This is a genomic window from Hwanghaeella grinnelliae, from assembly GCF_004005845.1.
GTDB lineage: Bacteria > Pseudomonadota > Alphaproteobacteria > UBA8366 > Aestuariispiraceae > Hwanghaeella > Hwanghaeella grinnelliae.
Genome location: NZ_SADE01000004.1, coordinates 248368 through 269375, shown reverse-complemented (window position 1 = coordinate 269375; position 21008 = coordinate 248368). Strand labels below are relative to the sequence as shown.

Genomic DNA, 21008 nt, shown 5'->3' with positions numbered 1-21008 from the left:
TCGCCTCTCCACAATGCGTGGCATGATGACCGCTATGACAACAGGGATGGGGATAAAATTAACACCCCCCTCTTGAAACCCTCTCTCCCTAGCAGCGGCGGTGTCTCTAGGGCCGAGCGAGCAAGGCGATCAATCCGTCGACATTGTCCAGGATGTAATCGGCCAGAGGCTCAAGCTCTTCACGCGGCATGTTGCCGGTCAATACGCCCACGGTCTTGGCGCCCGCCGACCGCCCGGCTTCCAAATCGTGCACATTGTCGCCCACCATGATCACCCGTTCCGGCGCCGCCTGGATATGATCGGCAAAGGCAAGGACCATGCCCGGGCCGGGTTTCGCCCCATGCCCGCTGTCATATCCTACGATGAAATCGAGTTTGCTGACGACGTCCAACGGTCCCAGGGTGGCGTGCACGCCCGCTTCGGTATCGTTTGTCGCGACGCCGAGGCGCATTCCCATCCCGCGCAACCCATCGAACAATACATGCAGATCCGCCAAAGGTTCCGCCCCCACATCCGTCGACATCATCACGTGGAGCAGTGATTTCATCCCCGCCAAATCGCGCTTATGCGGGGGTAGAACGGCGGTCCAGATTTCCGCAATCTCCTCAATCGTGTCGACGACAAGGGGTGTTCCGGGCAGGGTCCGTCCCGTCGCGTGATCCCAGCCGCCGGCCTCCATCATCGCATCGGCCACATCCTGGCGACCATCCGCGAAGAAGTAAGCCGCACGCCAATTGGCGGCGCCCCAGGTCGCTTCGTAGTCGATCAAGGTGCCGTCCTTGTCGAACAGAACACCGGCGATATCAGCGGAAAACGCGTTCACTCACAACACCTTCATCGGTTTTATACGGTGCAGGTTCGCCTGCCTGAGAATGCCGCGATAAATCTCTTCATCGCCGCAGATCCCCACCAGCTTCCCATCCTCGACGAAAGCGACCGGGGTGCCGGTTCTATACCGCAATTCAATGGCCCGCCGCATCGTCAAATCCGCCGGCGCGATGATAAGGACGGGTTCGTCGGTTTCCGGTTCATCGGGGCTGACTGTGCGGACCAGCGTTCCGTCCGCGCTGGCCGATTGGATCGCCCCCTTGGCATCGACGCTCAAACGGAACCTGCCGGTGGAATCGAGCAGCAGATCGTCCCCGTCCCGGCGTAAATCCGCCACATGTGTCATCAGGGACTCGCCCCGCAGAACGTCCAACGGGTTCATATGCGCGACGAATTCCGCGACGTAGTCGCTGGCGGGATTCAGCACGATCTGTTCCGGTTCGCCATATTGCACGACCCGGCCTTCTTCCATGATAGCGATCCGGTTTCCGATCTTCAGCGCTTCATCCAAATCATGGCTGACGAAAATGATCGTCTTTTTCAGGCGTTGCTGCAGGTCGAGCAATTCGTCCTGCAAATGGGTGCGGATCAAAGGGTCCAGCGCCGAGAATGGTTCGTCCATCAACAACAATTCCGCATCGGTCGCGAAGGCACGGGCCAACCCGACCCGTTGCTGCATGCCGCCCGACAGTTCATGGGCGTATTTGGTCGCCCATTTGTCCAGTTGGACGAGCTTCAACTTTTCCTCGACGATCTGGCGTCTCTCTTCCTTCGCCACGCCGCGAAGCTCCAGGCCCAACCCGACATTCTCCTCAACCGTCCGCCACGGCAGCAAGCCGAATTGCTGGAAAACCATCGCCACCCGGTGCATGCGCATGCGCCGCAGGTCCGCCTCGGAACAATTGACCATTTCAAGCATGTCGTCGCCGTCACGGACGCGGATTGACCCGCGTGTCACCGTGTTCAACCCATTCACGGCGCGCAACAGGGTCGACTTCCCCGATCCGGACAACCCCATCAAGACGCAGATTTCCCCTTCTTTCACATCCAGGGTCGCGCCGGCCACGCCGATGACGGATCCGGTCTCTTCCAATATCCGGCCACGGGAATGGCCTTGGTCCAGAAAGGTCAGCGCCTTCTGGCTCTGGGCTTCGGTTTCCGAGAAGACGATGTCGACATTCTCGAACTCAACGGCGGTTTGCGCATCCATGATGTCTATACCCCGTTCCTATTCACCACCCGGTCCGGCGCCCGGGCGTTTACAGATTCGATCCATCAGGATGGCGACGATGACGATGGCGAGGCCTGCTTCGAAGCCTTTCGCGACATTCACGGTATTGATCGCGCGCAGCACAGGAATGCCAAGCCCGTCGGCCCCGACCATGGCCGCGATGACCACCATGGACAGCGACAGCATGATGCATTGGGTCAGGCCCGCCATGATCGTCGGCATGGCATGAGGAACCTCCACCATCCAAAGAAGCTGGCGCTTCGTCGCCCCGAAACTTTCCGCCGCCTCAAGCAGCGGTTTCGGCGCGGAACTGATGCCCAGATAGGTCAGGCGGATCGGCGCCGGCAAGGCGAAGATGATCGTTGCGACCATCCCGGCGACCACGCCGAGGCCGAAGAAGATCAGCGCCGGGATCAAATACACGAAAGTGGGGATCGTCTGCATCATGTCCAGGACCGGCCGCATGAACAGCCAGAAACGTGGGCGGTGCGCCGCCGCGATGCCGATCGGCACGCCGATGACCATGCTGAGCGTCGTGGCCCAGGTCACAAGCGATATGGTCAGGATCGTGTCTTCCCAATATCCCAGATTGACGATCAGCAGCAGGCCCGGAACCAGGAAGACCAGAAGCTTCCACGACCGTTGCAGCAAATAAGCGAGCCCGGCGATCAAACCGATCAGCACCAAGGGATGCAACAAGCCCAGCGCGTCCGCTGTGCCTTCTATGAGAAATTCAAATGTGTAAGTGATGCCGTCGAAGAACCAAGCGAAATGGGCGTAGAAGAAATCCACGGCCGCTTCGATCCATTTGCCGACGGGAATCTTGTTGTCGGTGAGCCAATCCATCTGACTGCTCCCATGCTTGTCCGGCCCAATTCGGCCTGCACAAGGAAGAACGGGGACGCCTTGGCGCCCCCGTCACATTGCTTCGATCAAAGGCCGAAATGCGATTTCACGGCCGTGTAAGCATCACCGCCGTCGAAAGTCGTGACGCCCGCCACCCATTCCGTCACCACGTCGCCATGGTTGGAAAGCCATGCCTTCGCCGCCTTGTTGGGGTCTTCGCCGTCATCCAGGATGGCGCCCATGATTTCGTTTTCCATGGCCAGCGTGAACTGCAGATTGCTGAGCAGCGCGCCGACATTCGGGCATTCCGACATATAGCCTTTTCGGACATTGGTGAAGATCGTCGCGCCACCAAGATTGGGGCCAAAGACATCATCACCGCCCGTCAGATAGGTCAGATCGAAATTGGCATTCATCGGATGCGGTTCCCAAGCCAGGAACACCACGGCTTCGCCGCGACGTTTGGCGCGGGCCACCTGGGCCAGCATGCCCTGTTCCGAACTTTCGACCACCTCGAACCCTTTCAGGCCGAATGCATCGCCATCGATCATACCCTGGATCAACCGGTTGCCGTCATTGCCCGGTTCGATCCCGTAGATCTTCCCGTCCAGTAGGTCTTCATGCTTGGCGATATCGGCGAAACTCTTGATACCGGCTTCCGCGCCCTTTGCGTTTGTCGCCAGCGTGTACTTTGCCCCTTCCAGGTTCGGGGTCGGCAAGACCTCTACCGAACCCTCGTCGCGATAGGCCGCGATATCCCCTTCCATCGTCGGCATCCAGTTGCCGAGGAAGACATCGATGTCATTGTTCTTCAAACTGGCATAGGTCACCGGCACGGAAAGAACCTTGGCTTCCGGTTCATACCCCAGGGCGATGAGCACTTCCGAGGTCGCGGCCGTCGTGGCCGTGATATCGGTCCAACCGACATCCGAGAAGCGAACCACCTTGCAGCTCTCCGGGTCCGCCGCCGAAGCGCCACCAGCTATCATGACGAGTGCCGCCGCCATCGCACCGGCACGCAATACGGATTTGATCATGGAATCAGTCTCCCTCTTAGTCCGCCTGTTCGAAAATATCTTTTCTAAGCCCGCAGCATTCGTGCACGCCGGGTAAGAGGGTAAGTCTATGAATGCAGGCAGGCTTAAGCAATCACGCAAAAACAGCCTCGCCCGGCCTGTTTCTGATCAGTGGCCGGCTGAATTTTCCAGGTCGGCATCTGCGACGCCGGCTTTCTCCAATTCCTCGACCACCCGGCCTTTTAGCGTCTCCAGCACGTCCTGGTCCGTCGCTTCGCACCGGACGACCAGGCAATTCTGGGTGTTGGACGCCCGCAGCAACCACCAGCCGCCGCCTTCGTTGACCCGCACGCCGTCGATGTCGTTGACGTCCAGATTGGCCGCTTTCACCCGTTCCTTCACCCGGTCCACGATGTCGAACTTTTCTTCGTCGGGCACTTCGATGCGGATTTCCGGCGTGTTAATCATTTCCGGCAGGCTGTCGCGAATATCGGCAATGGATTCCCCGGATCGGACCAGATAGTCGACCAGCCGAACGGCGACATAGAGCGCATCGTCATAGCCGTAATACTTGTCGGCCATGAAAATATGGCCGCTCATCTCACCCGCCAACGGCGAGGAGATTTCCGCCATCCTGCTCTTGATGATGGAATGGCCGGTCGGGCTCATTTTCGGTTTGCCGCCCAAGCGGGCAATTTCGTCGAACAGAACCTGGCTTGCCTTGACGTCGGCAATGATCGACGAGCCCGGCATGGCGCTCAACACATCGCGGGCCAGAATGGCCAAGAGCTGGTCGCCCCAAATCACGCGGCCCTTGCCGTCAATCACGCCGATCCGGTCGGCATCCCCGTCAAAGGCGATCCCAAGATCGCACTTTTCGGACAAGACGATGTCGCGCAACTGTTCCAGGTTCTTCTCGACCGTCGGGTCGGGATGATGGGCCGGGAAGGATCCATCCACACGCTCGTTGATGACCGTATGGTCACCCGGCATGCGGCGCAGCATCTTGATCAGGATATTGCCGGACGATCCATTGCCCGGATCCCACGCAACGCGCAGGCCGCTCTTGCTGGTATAGTCGTTGAGCATTCGGGCGACATAGGCGTCCGATGCCTCGACATCGACGACGCCGCCGGCGCCGCTGACCCAAACGCCGCGCATCGCCTGTTCGCCGAGGCGGGTAATGTTCTCGCCATAGAATGGTTTGTTGTTCAGCACCATCTTGAAGCCGTTATATTCCGGCGGATTGTGCGACCCGGTCACCATGACGCCGACCGATGCATTGAGCACGCGGGCCGCGAAATAGACCATCGGCGTCGGACACAACCCAATGCGCAGTACGAACAATCCGCAGGAAGCGAGCCCCCGGCACAGTTCCTCTTCCAGCATCGGCGAGGAATGACGGCCATCGTATCCGACGACAGCGACCCGGCCGCCCGCGGCGACAGAAATCGTTCCGAGCGTGCGGCCCAGGGCCAGCGCGTCGGATGTCGTCAGCGTACGACCGACAATCCCGCGGATATCGTATTCGCGCAGGATGGAGGGATGAAAGCGATGACCCTTTACAGACATTCTTGGAACCCCCAATCAGCAGCGAGCCGTATCGACCGCTATTTCGCCGCGGCCGGTCGGCCGATGCTGAGATAGTTAAAACCGGCCGCCTGCATATTGGCGGGGCTGAATACATTGCGCAAATCGACGAAATTGGCGGCCTTCATTACGGATTTAACCACGTCGAAATCGAGATCTTCAAATTCCGCCCATTCCGTCACCAGTACCGCCGCGTCCGCACCGGTCAAGGCATCCATCGCGCTGGAGCAGAATTCCGCCCCCTTGATGACAGCCTTGGCCTGATCGGTGCCTTCCGGATCATAGGCCCGGACCGTTGCGCCGTTCGACTGCAATTCGTCAACGATATCGATCGACGGGCTTTCACGCATATCGTCGGTGTCCGGCTTGAAGGTCAGGCCCAAAACCGCAATCGTCTTGCCCTTAACACTGCCACCGCAGATTTCCCCCACGCGATGCGCCATCTGCCGTTTCCGGGCATCGTTCTTTTTGACCACCGCATCGACAATCCATGTTGGTGAACCGACCATTTCGGCCGTCTTCACCAATGCCATCGTGTCTTTCGGGAAACACGACCCGCCGTAACCGGGCCCCGCCCGCAGGAAACGCGGTCCGATCCGGTCATCCAGGCCCAAACCGCGGGCAACGTCCTCGACATTACCGCCGACCTTTTCGCACAAATCCGCCATTTCATTGATGAAGGTGACCTTCGTCGCCAGGAAGGCGTTTGTCGCGTATTTGATGACTTCGGCGGATTCCCGCCCGGTCATCAGGATCGGAACGCCCTTGTCCGACAGCGGTGCGTATAGCTGGCGCATCACCGAACGGGCGCGTTCGGAATCCGCGCCGATGACAACACGGTCCGGTTCCATGAAATCTTCGATCGCCGCCCCTTCCCGCAGGAATTCAGGGTTGGAAACAACGTCCCATTCCGCCGCGGGGTTTTCGGCCTTCACGATGGCGTCCACTTCACGCGCGGTTCCCACCGGCACTGTCGATTTGTCGACGATCACCGTGTAACGCCCCATGGCACCGGCGATGTCCTTGGCGGCCTGATAGACATATTTCAGGTCGGCATGCCCGTCTTCCGGCCGTGGCGGCGTGCCGACGCAGATGAAAACGCAATCGCAATCCGCGATCCCCGCCTTCAAGTCCTGCGTGAAGTTCAATCGTCCAGCCGCGTGGTTCCGTGTGACCAGATCGTCGAGATCGGGCTCGTAGATCGGAATCACGCCCTTTTTCAGTTTCTCGATCTTGCCGGGATCGATGTCCACACAGACGACGTCGTGGCCGAATTCAGCAAAACAAGCACCGCTAACAAGACCGACATATCCGGTCCCAATCATCGCTAGTCGCATGAAATTCTATTCCTTAACCCTTGGTCTCGGGAATGCCCGGCATGACGCCACAACACATTTCGAGTAAACCGGCACGAAATTGCGCGGCAGTGCCGCACATCCCCTTATGTATTCGCGTATCTTTTAACGATATCGGCAACCTTGTCGCCCAGATCGGCGCGTTTCAGGCCAAAGGCGACATTCGCTTCCAGCCACCCTTCCTTGGTGCCGCAATCGAACCGCGTTCCTTCGAAACGCAATCCATGGAAGGGTTGTTTGCCGATCAGACGCGCCATGGCGTCGGTCAACTGAATCTCGTTGCCGGCGCCGCGTTCGTGACGGGCCAACTCGTCGAAGACTTCCGGCATCAACAGGTAATGCGCAATGATCGACAAGGTGGAGGGCGCATCGGCAGGGTCCGGTTTTTCAACCATGCCCTTGACCACCGGCAGCTTGTCTTCCGCATTGTCGGTGTCCAGAACGCCGTATCTGTTCGTGTGTTCGCGCGGCACGTTCATCACGGCGACGACATTGCCGCCGGTTTCTTCATGCGCGTCGATCAATTGCTTGGCCGACGGAACGTCGCTCATGATCAGGTCGTCGGGCGACATCACCAGGAAGGGACCGTCCCCCGCCATATGCCGCGCGCACCAGACCGCGTGGCCAAGCCCCAACGGCTCCATCTGGCGGACATACATAATTCGACCGGGTTCCAGCAGGAACTCCCGCACACTTTTGCGGATATCTTCCTTGCCCCGTTCCTCGAGCGTCCGGTCCAATTCATAGGCGATGTCGAAATAATCCTCCATCGCCTGCTTGTTCCGGCCCGTAACCAGGACAAGCTTTTCGATCCCCGCCTCGACTGCCTGCTCCACCGCATAGTGGATCAGCGGCTTGTCGACGACAGGCAGCATTTCTTTTGGGAAGGCTTTTGTTGCTGGAAGAACCCGGGTGCCAAATCCGGCAACCGGGAAAACGGCCGTTTTCACGGACGAGGACATGAGCACTTCTCTCCGGACATGATTGCGGCCCATTCGGGCCTGTAGTCAGTTCAAGGCACGGTTTATCTGCCACATATGAACAAGCCAGGGCAAGAAGATTGGCCGGGAAGAACCGGGAAAAGACTGTGAAACTCTTATGAGGGGCCTTCCCCGAACCAGCGCTGGCGGTTCCCCGCCATGCTCTGGAAATCCCGAAAATTGGGTCAGACGGTCTGTAAGCCGGGTTCTGTCCCCGTTCTTTGCGGATTTCCCCGCGCGGAACGATAGATGGCTATTCATCTGGGGCCCGTGTCGCCACGCGCCTCACGCAACCCACCCGGACGACAGCGCGAAAACCCGCCTGTCCCTCACCGCACGAGGCGGATTGGAACGGCCGTCCCTACTCGGTCTTGCTCCCGGTGGGGTTTACCGTGCCCGCCCCGTCGCCGGGGCGGCGGTGCGCTCTTACCGCACCCTTTCACCCTTACCGGACGTTTTCCAAACGCCCGAAGACGCCCGGAATTGCCCGGCGGTTTGCTTTCTGTGGCACTTTCCCTAGGGTTTCCCCCGCCGGAGGTTATCCGGCACCGTGTTTTCGTGGAGCCCGGACTTTCCTCAGGCCGCATGGTTTCCCAAGCGCGGCCCGCAGCCATCCAACCGTCTGACCCGGGGGTTATGTAGTCGGCTGGGCGATAAGCCGCAAGAGACCCGACGCCAGGCCCGCCGTCTCCGCATCGGGCAGGTTGTCGATCCGGGATGGCCGGTAGTGGCGCTGAAACGCTTCCACCGCGCGAGCGCAGTCCGGGTCGTATCCGATTTCCGCCAGCATGACGGGCAGGTCTTCCGGTGATGCGGCGACCGGTTCCGGCCAAAGGCCAATGCCGGCCCGCGCCAGTCCAGACCAGTCAAAAAGATGGCCTGGGTCATGCTTCCGGTCGCAGGCGATGTCCGAATGCCCAACGATATTCCGGGCCGGGATCGGCCAGCGGGACAGAATGCCCTGAACCAAGGCGATCAATGCATTCATCTGGGTTTCAGGAAAAGCGCGATAGCCGAACCGTTCGCCCGGGTTTTGCAGTTCTATCCCGATGGACCGGGAATTCACGTCCCTGTCCCCCCGCCAATAGGAAAGACCGGCATGCCAAGCGCGCGCTTCTTCAGGGACCAGCCGATAGACCGTTCCGTCTTCGTCGATCAGGTAATGCGCGCTCACCTCTTTCGCCGGATCTGTCAGAATGGAAAGCGCGCCTTCCGCCGATGCCGTGTCCGTATAGTGCAGGACCAGCATATCGATGTGACCAGCGCCCTTCCGCACCCCGAAATTCGGCGATGGCCGGTCTTCTATTTCCAGGGCGGAACCGGGTTTCAGGCTAGGCATTGCCTATGGCTCCGCCTTGTAGCGCTTGGTATCCGCCAGTAGAGACGGGCGGCGCAGCACGATGATCCCGACCCCGCCCAGGGTCATCAGACCGCCGATGATCATGTTGACCGTCACAGGTTCGGCCAGGAACAGCACACCCGCCGCGACACCGAAAGTCGGGCCCAGCAATGTGAAGGGCATGAGCAGGCTGATCGGATATTTCTTCATCAGCCAGAACCAGCAACCATAGCCGAACAAGGTCACCATTGCCGACTGATAGAAAAGTGCCGCGCCCCCGATCCAGCCCGCGGAGACATAGGCATCGACCTGACCTTCCTCGAACAACAGCGACCAGACCGCCAGCATCGGCGTGGCGAACAGCGCCATCCAGCCGTTCAGCGCCAATCCATCTACGCCGGACATGGCCTTGACCTGCGTATTCCCAACAGCCCAGACGAGCGCGGCGAAAACGACCATGCCGACCCAGAGAATATCGCCCTCGAAGCGCGGTTCACCGGCAATAACCGCAGCGCCCACGAAGGCCAATGCGATCCCCAGCCAACGCCGCCAACCCGGATAATCCTTGAAGATGATCGCCGCCAGAATGGTTGAAAACGGCACGCCGACCTGGGTCAGCAGCGCCACGGTCGCCGCATCGACATAACGCAGGCCGGTCATGATGAAGCCGAAATGAAGGCCACCCATCAGAAAGGCATAGATGAAAATCTGTTTCAGGTGCGCGCGCGGCACCTTGATAAAGGGGACCAGAACCAGCGCGACAACCGCATAGCGTAAGGCAAGCAGGCTGAAAGGCGGGACATATTCGATCGCCGTCTTCATGACAGCGAAATTTCCGCCCCAGACCATCATGATCAAGACGGAAACAAGTAAATGGATAGGCTTCAGGTCAGCCCCCGTTCCCGTTTGATCTTGTCAAACGCAGCGTTGATCGCCGCCAGCTTCTGGTTTGCGATCTCAACGAATTCCTCAGGCAAGCCCTGTGCGATCAGTTTGTCCGGGTGATGTTCGATTACGAGCTTCCGGTGAGCGGCCTTGATTTCATCGTCGCTCGCCGACCGGGGCACGCCCATTATGACATAAGGGTCGTCGGTTTCCGAATCGCTCATGGCGATCGCCGTCACCCGTTCCACCGTGGCCTGATCGAAGCCGAAAATATCGGAAACGCCGCGCAGGAACTGCAATTCACCAGGATGGATATGCCCGTCCGCCTTGGCGATATAAGCCAGACACCAAAGCAATTCTTCCAAAACGGCGGGGTCGTCCTTGAACATGCCGGCGACTTGCCGCGCATACATCTCATACCCGGCCGAATCCCGGCGCGCCTGGTTGAAAATGCGCGACACGTTCTTCATTTCGTCCGGCGGGACGCGGAAAACCTCTTTGAAGGCGCTGACTTCGTCCGGGGTGACATGCCCGTCAGCCTTCGCCATCTTGGCGCCGAGCACGATGACTGCAATCGTGAAAGTGACGGATTTCTGGTTTTCCCGCCCACCTTCCGAATCGGATTTCAGCCGGTCCACGAAATGGCCGCCAACGGCGCCGATCAGCGCGCCCAAAGGCCCACCAATCGCGAAGCCGGCTGCCCCGCCAAGAATTTTACCCCAGATACTCATGCGTCAGAAACCGTACACTCCGCCATTCGGCACTGCTGGACGCGTTGAGGTCACGCCAGCCATGGAAAGATGCATGACTAGCAGAAAACAGCCGCCCGTTAACACCCTCAGCATCTTATTTTGGGGTAATACCCCGTGAAGACGCCGGTTCCAACCACTTGAATGCCTTTCACCCGGAAACGGTTTCCTTCGCCGAAGGACAAAAGATCAGCTGTGGCGATCACCGGTATCGGTTGGCTGGACGATCAACTGCCCGCCCCCGACCCAAGCCTACGCGTTGGATCCGGTGACGGCCCGACGCGGCCTATTCCCGGAAGCTTCAGGTTCAGATCGTTGGGGTCGACCCCAAAGGTGAGCCCGGCCAGATTGATCTCCAATCCTTCCTCAAGCGCCACGGTGACGCCGACAAGGCCGAAAAGCGATGCTTGGTAACCCGTTCCGCTGACCGCACGATCGAAGAAGGTGTCATGTCCCAGATAATCCTTCCCAATCGCGGTCGGCGGTAAATCCAACCGCAGTTCCGGAATCTGACGTATGACCCAACTTGTAAAGGTGTTGGAGTTCGGGCCAGGCCAAAGCCCGTATTCCCGTGCATAGGGATATTGTCGCGCGGCGGCATCGATCCGCTGGATGATATCGTCCACCCCTTCCCCTTCCAACTGGGCAAGCACTTGCGGTTCGGACCCGAACCAGCGCCGGTCCGGCCGATCGTGACCGATGACCAAACCGCTGCCGGAATAACGCACCCGCCAACCCAGGATGTGATAGGTGGTATATCGCGTGGCGTTTGTCGGCTTAACCGCGATCCATGTATGGACGCCGAAGGCGCCCCGCCAACTGAAGGCGCGCGCCGCATAGACCTGGACGATTGCCTGTTTGTTTTCCAGCGGATCGGGCGCAAGGTTGACCGGTGCACGGCTGGCACTGCGCCAATCGCTTCCTATGACATCGCCGGTCAGCAGCATCGCTCCCGGCCCCATCAAAAGAACCAGCAGAACGGCGACAATGCGGCCAAGCCAACGCAGAAAATGTCGAACGGTTGTTTTAATCATGTCTGCAGTTTGAGCCTTGATTGCGGCGATTTCATGACCCTCTTATCCTTCAATTAGACCGTTTTCGATGCCTGCCCAGGTCTTTCGCAAACTGCCCGGCGCAACCGGCGGACGCATCTTGGGGCTGTTGATCATCATGGCGCATCGGACTAGAGCATATTGGCGAGGAACCCAGCCTCAGCCATAAAAATCCGGAAGACGAGAAGGTCAGACCATCATGCCGCCGGGCGACGATTCCAGCCACATGCCGAACGCCCCACAATTGCCCACCGAAGCTTCGAAACCGGCGGGGCCGCATTTTTTCGTCATCGGGAACGAAAAAGGCGGTACGGGAAAGTCCACGACATCGATGCATCTTATTGCCGGCTTCATGGCCAGCGGCGCGCGCGTCGGCAGCATGGACCTGGATTCCCGCCAAGGCACCCTGACACGCTATATCGAGAACCGGCGCGACTTCGCCGCCAAGAACGGCCTTGACCTGACGATGCCGCACCATCACGCCGTGCTGGAAAGCCGCGCCAATATCAAGGCAGAGGCCGAAGCGGAAGAAGCGACCACCTTTCACCGAACCGTTCAGGAACTGCGCGACTGCGACGTCATCATCATCGACACCCCCGGCCGGGATTCCTACCTGAGCCGACTGGGCCATGCCCAGGCGGATACGTTGATCACGCCGATCAACGACAGTTTCGTGGATTTGGACGTGCTGGCGATCGTCGATCCGGATACCTACCGCGTGCGCCGGCCGAGTAAATACGCCGAAGCCGTCTTTCAGGAGAAAATGTCCCGCGCCCGGCGCCTCGGCGCGAACCGGACCTTTGACTGGATCGTCATCCGGAACCGGTTGAGCCAGCTCGATTCACGCAACCGACAGGCGATGGATCAGGCGTTGGAGGAACTCTCCAGACGGATCGGCTTCCGCGTCGCCCCCGGCTTTTCCGAACGCGTCGTCTTCCGGGAATTGTTTCTCGAAGGGCTGACCCTGCTCGACCTCAAGTCCACCGGCAGCACCAAGATGAGCATGTCGCATGTCGCCGCACGGCAGGAATTGCGCGACCTGCTCAGCGCCATCGGCCTGAGCGACGTGAAGGTCTGATCCTTTTACCGCAAAGCGCCGTGCCGGTGCGGCAGGGCTAGTCGAACATCGCGTCGATATCGTCCTGGGTCAGGCCGTTTTCCAATTGCGGACCTTCCAGCAGGGCGGCGTCTTCATCGACATGCTCGATTTCCGGCAGCGGCAGGTGGGCGAAGGCGTCCACGCCCCAGATGTCGATCATCGCCTTCACGCGCTCTTCAATGAACTGCATGGTCGTGACGACCTTGTTAATGCGCTGACCGGTAATGTCCTGGAAATTGCAGGCTTCCAGAATGGCAATGGTGCGGGCCTCGATCATGTCGAAAGCCGCGCGGTGTTCTTCGTCCACATCGCCGTCTCCGCGCAGTTTCTCGAGAATCTCGGTTATTTCTTCACTGGAACGGAGGATTTCATTGGTCGCTTTTTCGGTCGCCTCGACAATCGCGTCCAACTCGTTGGTCGCCGTAATGATCTTGTCGCCGTCCTCGTCCGCCATCGGGTGGCGCAAAGAGGCGAGTTCGGCCTTTGTCTTGCCGATCTCCTTCACCAGCCGCGTGATCTCGATCCGAACTTCCAGGTCTTCGTCTTGGCTTCGGCCGACCGCCACACCGCCGCCGTCCGTCAACCCGTCGATCTTCTCATGTAGGGCTTCAACCCGCTGCAGCAGCAACCCGGTGTTTCCCTCCACGCTCTGCACCGTATCTCCGCCGCTTCCCGGGAAACCGGCGGTTTTTAGAAGTTTTTCGATCCGAAACTGCTTTTTCTGCGACATCGTTAAATCTGAGTTAGTGCCGGCGGGCATTCGAAAACTCCTGTGTGAACAACGTTGTCAATTGACATGACGCCGCCGAATTGACGTGCCGCCACGTACCCCGACCGAAAGGTAACGTGGAATGATTTACAGATTGTAAATCCCGCCCGCGCTTACGCTAAAAATTGGTGTGACCTGCGAAAAAATCGGGCTGGAAGAAATCCCATCTGTTCCCTCAAGCCATCAGTTAACCCCATAGCCCCGTTCTGGCCGGTTAAGCGGCTTCGGAACGGCGTTGCTCGATCACGTCATCGGACAAGCGCCCACTCAATTCCGTCAGATGGTCGAATTCCCACGTATAGTCAGCGACCCCAAGGCTGAGGGACCGCAACTCGAAGATCAGATCCCCCAGCTCAGATTGCGGCATCTGCGCCTTCAATTCATCCCAACCGGACCATCCGGCCCGCGTGTCGAACCCCAGGATTTGTCCGCGCCGCTTCGTCACCACGGCCTGGGCACGTGAGGTGAATTCACTCGGCACGGCGATCGTGACGGCGGCAATTGGCTCCAGAAGCACGGGCGAACATTGCGGCAAGGCGTCCTTCATCGCCAATATTCCCGCCCGCTTGAACGCCATTTCGGAACTGTCGACCGAATGGTGTTTTCCATCGAAGAGCCGAACCGAAACATCCACGACCTTGAAGCCCAACGGCCCTTCCGTCAGATACTCCTTCACACCCGCCTCAACGGCCGGGATATATTGCCGGGGCACGACACCGCCGGTGATCTGGTCGATGAACTCAAACCCGCCGCCCCGCGGAAGGGGTTTCACTTCCACCGTCACGTCCCCGAACTCACCGTGACCGCCGCTCTGTTTCTTGTGCCGGGCGTGCTGTTCGATGGATTTCCGGATCGTCTCCTTATAAGGCGTCCTCGCGGGCGTCGCGTCGACCCCGACATGATAGCGCGATTGCAGGCGTTCTATCGCCAGGCGCAAATGCGCCTCGCCCCGGCCATGCAAAAGCGTCTCATGGGTATCGGGATCTTGCCCATAGGAAAGCGACGGGTCCTCCTCGACCAGTTTTGAAAGGCCGCTGGACAATTTCACCTCGTCCTCCCGTTTCGGGGCGACGATCGCCTGTGAATAGACCGGTGGCAGAGGCGCCGGCCATAACGGGTCCTGCACCAACCCGTCCGCACTGATGATATGTCCCGTGGCCAGATCGTCCTGCCGGCCTATCGCAACAATCTCTCCGGTTGACGCGGACGATGTCTTTTCAAGCGTCAGTCCGACCGCGCGGGACATATTTCCGGCATGAAACGCGCCAAATTTATCGCCATCTTTCAGTGCGCCCCGCCAAACGCGCGCCATGGAGACCTTGCCGACATGGGGAAGGTAGTAGGTCTTGAAAACCTGCGCGACGGTGGCGGAATCCGGCAAGCCCCCCATCGCGGCGAGACGCTCGTATCCTTGTTCGACGGCCGGCACTTCGTGGCGCAAGGCCTTCAGCAGGCGACGCACGCCGTTCTCCGTTTCCGCCGCGCCCAGGAACACCGGCACGATCAGATCTTCCTGCAGATCCTTGGCCAATTGCTCATAAATATCCGCCTTGTCGATATCCACCTCTTCCAGCAACCGCTCTAGCAGGTCGTCATCGAAATCCGCCAGAGTCTCGAGAAGTTCCTGGCGCGCCTCTTCCTCCCGGTCCTGAACAGTGTCAGGGATATCGGTCCGATCCGATTCTGAGTCCGCCTTGTATCGATAGGCCCGTTCCGACGTAAGATCGACATAGCCGGTCACCTCGTCGCCATCGCGGATCGGGACGTGCCGAAGCACCAGCTTCTTGTTGGAATAGACCTGGATCGCTTCCATCAGATCGCGAACGCGAACATGCATATGGTCCATCTTGTTGACGAAAATCATATGCGGGATGTCCCGCTCCTCCAGGAATTTCAAATAGGGGGACAACATCACGGCCTTCTGAATATCGGGCTCGCAGACAAGGATGACGACATCGGCCGCCGCCATGCCCGACATGGCTTCCTGCATGAATTCGATCGACCCAGGTGTGTCGATGAAGAACCAATCCTGCCCCAGATAAGACCCCGCCGCGCTGTTCGCCTCGACGGTCATTTGCTTTTCGCGTGCCTCCGGCGACGCATCGCCGATAGTAGAGCCGTCTTTCACGGATCCCTTGCGATGGGTGGAGCCGCTGGCGAAGAGTAGCGCCTCCATCAGGCTGGTTTTTCCGGCTTGGTACGGTCCCGCGAGGGCGGCGCAACGCGCGCTGGTCACATGCGGACCAGTTTGAGTATCGGCCATTTCAATCTCCCTGTGCTTATCTATCCCAGCCGCGTTGGTACGGCAGGCTCGCACGGTCCTCGAAATGGCGCTCGGTCTCTGTCGGGATCGATAGAAGGTTTTTTCAACCCCAACCCGAGGACCGTTACATAAGCATTGTCTCCGACAATGGGCGTTTTGTGAAGGGAAAGCGATTCGGCATGGCAATAAGCCTGTCGATACACCGATGTAATATCGAAATCCGGGTCAAGCGTCCCTATACTATAAAGTATGGCACAGAACCCGACAGACCGACCGGACAAGTCCCTGCAGCGCGGCCCGGAAAAAAAGGCCCCCGCCGGTAATGAGTCCGAGATCGACGCCTTTCTGCAAAAGGTCAAAGCGACGCCGCCCGCGAACAAGACGCCGGGCGTGCGCGGCCGGTTAATCTTCGGAATGGATGCGACCGCAAGCCGGGAGCCAACCTGGGACCGCGCCTGCCAGATCCAGGGTGAGATGTTCACCGCGACGGCGGAACTCGGCGGGCTCGATGTACAATTGGTCTTCTTCCGGGGTTTCGGGGAATGCAAGGCCAGCAAATGGGCGTCCGACGGCAAGGCCCTTGCGCGTTTGATGACCAGTGTGATGTGCCGTGCCGGCCGTACTCAGTTGGGCCGCGTTTTGTCGCACGCTGTCGGCGAAGCATCCAAAGCGAAAGTCGGCGCCCTGGTCTATGTCGGCGATTGCTTCGAGGAAGATATCGATAGCGTCTGCCATACAGCCGGCGAACTGGGCTTGCTGGGCGTGCCCGCATTCATGTTCCATGAAGGGAATGACATGGTCGCGGCGCGGGCCTTCCGTGAAATCGCGCGTTTGACGGGCGGCGCCTATTGCCCCTTCGACACGGGCAGCGCAAAGCAATTGCGCGAATTGCTGTCGGCCGTCGCGGTCTATGCCGCGGGCGGCCGCGCCGCCCTGCTTGAACATGGGAAGCGGCATGGCGGCATGGCCCTGCAATTGACCCATAACATGACGGGTAAATAGCCTGCGATGACCTATGTGCTGTTCGGCATCGGGCTGGTTCTGCTGATCCTGGTGGTGGTGAACTGGGCGGCGAATGCGCCACCGCGGTCGATCCTGAACAGCGGCAAGTGGATTGCCGGCATCCTGGCCCTGGTCGTCGCAGTCGGGTTGATCGCGATTGGTCGGTTCGGTCTGCTCTGGATGGTGTTGATCGGTCTGCTGCCCTGGATTTCGCGCTTCCTGAATTTCCGGCGTATGTGGAAGACCATGCAAGGGCCCCGCCCCGGCGCGAACAGTTCGGTCCAGTCGCGCTTCTTCGCCATGACGCTGGATCACGAAACCGGCGAGATGGACGGGCAGATTCTCGAGGGCCCTCACGAAGGCCGGATGCTGTCCGAACTGACCCTTTCCGATCTTGTTTCGCTGTACGCCGATGTCGAACCGATGGACCGCAAGTCGGCCGATCTTTTGGAAGCCTATATCGACCGCGCCCACGGCACAGAATGGCGGGGCACGGGAACAAACGAAGAGCCGGGCGGCGGTTCCGACGATGCCGGAAGAAGCAGTTCGTCCGGCAACATGTCCCGCGCCGAAGCCTTGTCGGTATTGGGGCTTCAGGATGGATGCACATCGGATGAAATCCGTGAGGCGCATCGGCGGATGATGAAATCGGCCCATCCGGATGCCGGCGGGTCGGACTATCTGGCGGCAAAAGTGAATGAGGCCAAGGACGTGTTGTTGGGAAAGGCAAAAACGTGACGCGGCGGTCTTATTTCTGCTGGGACCTTTGGCCTTATAGTCTGGGCTTCGACGTGCTGTTACGATCTTAAAAACGAACCTTTCCGTCTGTTTGAACGTGACCGCGCGATAACGGGCTGCAGAAGTTCGCAAAGACACATGGGGTAGGAAACGATGCCGAAGGATTTTGTCGTGACTTTCGTGGCCAGGGACCGGCCGGGCCTTGTGGACTTGATGTCCGAAGTCGTCACCGCCCATGGCGGCAATTGGCTGGAAAGCCGGATGGCCCGATTGGCGGAGAAATTCGCGGGAATCGTCCGCGTTCAGGCGCCCGACGACAAGGCGGAAGCCATGGCCGACGCACTGGCGAACCTTTCCGATCACGGTTTTCGCGTCACGGTCGAGGAAGCCCGCACGGAAGAAACGGCCGAAGCGGGCAAAGTCCTGAACCTTGAGATCCTGGGACCCGACCAGCCCGGCATCGTGCATGAGATTTCCCACTGCCTGGCTGAACACAAGGTCAGCGTTGAGGAATTGGAAACGTCACTTGAAGATGCCCCCTTCGCTGGCGGCAAGCTTTTCCGCGCCGCCCTCACCCTGCATCTTCCGGCCGGCCTGTCCGAAGACAGTCTTGCCGATGCGCTGGAGGAAATCGGGTCCGCGGTAATGGTTGACGTGACATTCGGCACGCCTAACTGACAAAGGGCAACCGCAGACGGAGACACGATTGCCCGGACCTAAGAACAGGCTAGCCGCTGTTTTTCTGACTTGCCTTCTCTTTGCCCCGGTCACGGCCGCGCAGGCAACCGAGACACAGGATTTCAACAGCGACGACTACGCGCTGCGGATCGTCACGGTTGCGTCTGGATTGCGGCATCCCTGGGGCATGGCCTTCCTGCCGGATGACCGTATGATCGTGACCGAACGCGAAGGCGACATTCGCATCGTTGCGATGAACGGGAACAAATCACAGCCGTTAAAAGGGGTTCCGGACGCCTATATTCGAGGGCAAGGTGGCGTTTTGGACGTGGCCCTCGATCCCGCGTTTTCGGAAAACAGTCGGGTCTATGTATCCTTCTCCGAACCGGGGCCCGGCGGGGCGGGAACGGCCGTGCTGCGGGCCACACTGGATTTGGCAGGGGAAGCCCTGACAGATGGCGAGATCATCTTCCGGCAAGAACCCAAGACGGATGGCGGACGGCATTTCGGTTCGCGATTGGTCTTCGCCCCGGATGGGACGCTTTTCATCACGGTCGGGGAACGCGGCGAACGCGACCGCACCCAGGACTTCACGATCAACCGCGGCCAGGTCGTACGGATCAATCCGGATGGTACGATTCCGACGGACAATCCCTTCATCGGCGTTGCCGGTCGTCGGCCGGAAGTTTGGTCCTATGGACACCGCAACCCGCAAGGGGCCGCGCTGCATCCGCAAACCGGCCGCCTTTGGACCGTCGAGCACGGCGCGCGCGGCGGGGATGAAATCAACCTGCCCGAAGCCGGCAAGAACTATGGTTGGCCTGTCATTTCCTATGGCCGCCATTATTCCGGCGGCAAAATCGGCGACGGGACGCACAAATCCGGCTATGAACAGCCGCTCTATTACTGGGATCCCTCGATCGCCCCTTCAGGCATGGCTTTTTACACCGGTGATGTCTTTCCCCAATGGCGAGGCGACCTGTTCGTCGGATCGTTAAAATTCGGACTGCTGGTCCGACTCGACATGGACGGTACCCGTATCACGGCGGAAGAACGGCTGTTGGAAGGCCTGGACGATCGCGTCCGAGATGTCCGGCAAGGTCCGGACGGTATGATTTATCTTCTGACCGACGACTATGACGGGCGGATCCTGCGCCTGGAGCCGCGCTAGCCCCTAACCCTCGACGCCGGCCTTGCGCAATTCTGGGCCAAGCCGCCCGGCCAGCCACAGAAAGAACATTCTGAAATCGCTGATCAGCGACCAAAGCGGATAGGTGAAGGTCGCCGGCCTATTCTTTTCGATCAGCAGATGGGCGAGCCACGCAAAGGCATAGCCGGAAACCACAGCCGGCAGGACAAGCCAAGCCTGTCCTGTTACACCGGCAGCGATCAATAGGCCCAAGCCGCAGGCCGTTCCCGCAAAATGCAGCGCCCGTGTGGCCGGTCGGCCATGTTCCCGCAGGTAGTAGGGCCAGAATGCGCTGTATGTCGTGAATTTATCGGTCATATGCGCCACCCCATACAAGCAAATCGATTCTTCTATCCGACCCGTCACCCGTTGGGCAGAACCAGGACCTTCCCGCTGCGGCCTTCGCGGCAGGCATGGGCGACGGCATCCTGGACACGGTCGATCGGGTAGGTCGCCTCAACCGGCACAGAGATTGTCCCGTCCATGACCAGTGGCGTCAGTTCCCCGTACAACGCGTCCTTGCCGGCCTTGTCCATTCCGCCAAGAACTTTCGCCAGCCAGAAGCCGGTCAATGACTTGGATTGGAATACGGTTTGGTCGGTGGTCAACATGCAGGGCTTTCCCGACAGCATGCCGTAATTCACGACTGTTCCCCCATCGGCCAGGCAGGATGCCAAACGAATGACCGCTTCCCCGGCTACCGCGTCGATTCCCAGTTTGATCGGCGCGCCGCCGGTTGCTTCGGCAACCCTTGCCGCAACATCGTCACCATCCACCACGACGACATCGCCGCCAATTTCCCGGCAATAGGCCGCAGCCTCCTCGCGCCGGACGATATTGACCGTTTTCAAGCCGCGCTGTTTCGCGATTTTGATCAGGGACGTGCCCACGGCCGAATTTGCAGAGTTCTGGGCGACCCAATCGCCCGGGGCAAGATCCACATAGGTCGTTAACATCAGGAATGCCGTTGCCGGATTCACCTTCAGCATCGCCGCCTGCTGAAGGTCGATTCCGTCAGGAAGCTTGATGACCTCCCCGGCGGACACAAGCGCCTGCTGAACCCAATTGGCGCGGGGCATAAGCATCACCTTGTCCCCGACGGCCAGCCCAGATACGCCCGGCCCGACCGCCGATACGGTCCCCGCCCCTTCAATGCCGAGGGGGGCCGGCAAATCGGGGGTAGCGGCATACTCCCCCTTCATGATTAGCACTTCGGCCGGGTTGATCGGGCCAGCCGCCACGTCCACCACAACCTGTCCTTCGCCGGCCTCACCCAACGCGGGAACCTCTTCGCAGCGCACCGAGCTTGCAGGATCTCCAATCGCGATCAATTTAGCCTGTTTCATGTCACCTCCCTCGACAATTGGCGATTTCACGGCCTGAAAAAGTCCGGAATTTT

The 21008-nt window shown here is 59.6% G+C and carries 20 protein-coding genes and 1 other RNA gene; 5 read left to right on the top strand and 16 right to left on the bottom strand.

Annotation, left to right across the window (positions count from 1 at the left end):
- Positions 1–106: 106 nt before the first annotated feature.
- The 12 genes from EOI86_RS22135 to EOI86_RS22080 all read right to left on the bottom strand — a co-directional run bounded on the left by EOI86_RS22135 (position 107) and on the right by EOI86_RS22080 (position 11853).
- On the bottom strand, positions 107–823 hold the full coding sequence (locus EOI86_RS22135; protein WP_127767867.1) for an HAD family hydrolase: 717 nt from the start codon (positions 821–823) through the stop codon (positions 107–109).
- Positions 824–2038, bottom strand: coding sequence for a choline ABC transporter ATP-binding protein (choV, locus tag EOI86_RS22130; RefSeq protein WP_127767866.1), 1215 nt, complete (start codon positions 2036–2038; stop codon positions 824–826).
- An 18-nt stretch (positions 2039–2056) separates the two neighbouring features.
- Positions 2057–2905: a choline ABC transporter permease subunit gene (gene choW / locus EOI86_RS22125; RefSeq protein ID WP_127767865.1), complete on the bottom strand. Its 849-nt coding sequence runs from the start codon at positions 2903–2905 to the stop codon at positions 2057–2059.
- Positions 2906–2991: 86 nt separating this feature from the next.
- Positions 2992–3942, bottom strand: coding sequence for a choline ABC transporter substrate-binding protein (locus EOI86_RS22120; RefSeq protein WP_127767864.1), 951 nt, complete (start codon positions 3940–3942; stop codon positions 2992–2994).
- Between the two features lie 147 nt (positions 3943–4089).
- Entirely contained in the window at positions 4090–5493 is a 1404-nt protein-coding gene (gene pgmG / locus EOI86_RS22115) for a phosphoglucomutase/phosphomannomutase PgmG (RefSeq protein ID WP_127767863.1), read from the bottom strand.
- Between the two features lie 38 nt (positions 5494–5531).
- On the bottom strand, positions 5532–6848 hold the full coding sequence (locus EOI86_RS22110) for a UDP-glucose dehydrogenase family protein (RefSeq protein WP_127767862.1): 1317 nt from the start codon (positions 6846–6848) through the stop codon (positions 5532–5534).
- A 104-nt stretch (positions 6849–6952) separates the two neighbouring features.
- Positions 6953–7828: a UTP--glucose-1-phosphate uridylyltransferase GalU gene (galU, locus tag EOI86_RS22105; RefSeq protein WP_127767861.1), complete on the bottom strand. Its 876-nt coding sequence runs from the start codon at positions 7826–7828 to the stop codon at positions 6953–6955.
- A gap of 199 nt (positions 7829–8027) precedes the next feature.
- An RNA gene (rnpB, locus tag EOI86_RS22100) (RNase P RNA component class A) lies at positions 8028–8472 on the bottom strand.
- 8 nt (positions 8473–8480) lie between these two features.
- Positions 8481–9185, bottom strand: coding sequence for an N-acetylmuramoyl-L-alanine amidase (locus EOI86_RS22095; protein ID WP_127767860.1), 705 nt, complete (start codon positions 9183–9185; stop codon positions 8481–8483).
- Positions 9186–9188: 3 nt separating this feature from the next.
- Positions 9189–10043, bottom strand: coding sequence for a DMT family transporter (locus EOI86_RS22090; RefSeq protein ID WP_150132808.1), 855 nt, complete (start codon positions 10041–10043; stop codon positions 9189–9191).
- A gap of 26 nt (positions 10044–10069) precedes the next feature.
- Positions 10070–10801 (bottom strand): TerB family tellurite resistance protein, encoded by a 732-nt coding sequence (locus tag EOI86_RS22085; protein ID WP_127767858.1) that lies wholly within the window; start codon positions 10799–10801, stop codon positions 10070–10072.
- A gap of 245 nt (positions 10802–11046) precedes the next feature.
- Positions 11047–11853: a DUF3750 domain-containing protein gene (locus EOI86_RS22080; protein WP_127767857.1), complete on the bottom strand. Its 807-nt coding sequence runs from the start codon at positions 11851–11853 to the stop codon at positions 11047–11049.
- A gap of 217 nt (positions 11854–12070) precedes the next feature.
- On the opposite strand from EOI86_RS22080, the gene EOI86_RS22075 reads away from it, so the two are divergent.
- Positions 12071–12949 (top strand): division plane positioning ATPase MipZ, encoded by an 879-nt coding sequence (locus EOI86_RS22075; protein ID WP_275668605.1) that lies wholly within the window; start codon positions 12071–12073, stop codon positions 12947–12949.
- 37 nt (positions 12950–12986) lie between these two features.
- Here EOI86_RS22075 and EOI86_RS22070 read toward each other — a convergent pair whose 3' ends face one another.
- Positions 12987–13700, bottom strand: a complete 714-nt coding sequence (locus EOI86_RS22070) for a protein phosphatase CheZ (RefSeq protein WP_161973949.1) — start codon at positions 13698–13700, stop codon at positions 12987–12989.
- A gap of 253 nt (positions 13701–13953) precedes the next feature.
- A complete protein-coding gene (locus EOI86_RS22065; protein WP_127767855.1) occupies positions 13954–16002 on the bottom strand; it encodes an elongation factor G in 2049 nt (682 codons plus the stop codon).
- A 249-nt stretch (positions 16003–16251) separates the two neighbouring features.
- On the opposite strand from EOI86_RS22065, the gene EOI86_RS22060 reads away from it, so the two are divergent.
- From EOI86_RS22060 to EOI86_RS22045, 4 genes are all read left to right on the top strand, one after another.
- Positions 16252–17004: a VWA domain-containing protein gene (locus EOI86_RS22060; protein ID WP_240035784.1), complete on the top strand. Its 753-nt coding sequence runs from the start codon at positions 16252–16254 to the stop codon at positions 17002–17004.
- Between the two features lie 6 nt (positions 17005–17010).
- Positions 17011–17742, top strand: a complete 732-nt coding sequence (locus EOI86_RS22055) for a J domain-containing protein (protein WP_127767854.1) — start codon at positions 17011–17013, stop codon at positions 17740–17742.
- A 153-nt stretch (positions 17743–17895) separates the two neighbouring features.
- Positions 17896–18420, top strand: coding sequence for a glycine cleavage system transcriptional repressor (locus EOI86_RS22050; RefSeq protein ID WP_127767853.1), 525 nt, complete (start codon positions 17896–17898; stop codon positions 18418–18420).
- Between the two features lie 28 nt (positions 18421–18448).
- A complete protein-coding gene (locus EOI86_RS22045; protein WP_127767852.1) occupies positions 18449–19591 on the top strand; it encodes a PQQ-dependent sugar dehydrogenase in 1143 nt (380 codons plus the stop codon).
- Between the two features lie 3 nt (positions 19592–19594).
- On the opposite strand, the gene EOI86_RS22040 is transcribed toward EOI86_RS22045, so the two are convergent.
- Positions 19595–19927, bottom strand: a complete 333-nt coding sequence (locus tag EOI86_RS22040) for an Mpo1-like protein (protein WP_127767851.1) — start codon at positions 19925–19927, stop codon at positions 19595–19597.
- 44 nt (positions 19928–19971) lie between these two features.
- Positions 19972–20955: a zinc-dependent alcohol dehydrogenase family protein gene (locus tag EOI86_RS22035; protein WP_127767850.1), complete on the bottom strand. Its 984-nt coding sequence runs from the start codon at positions 20953–20955 to the stop codon at positions 19972–19974.
- Positions 20956–21008: the final 53 nt, after the last annotated feature.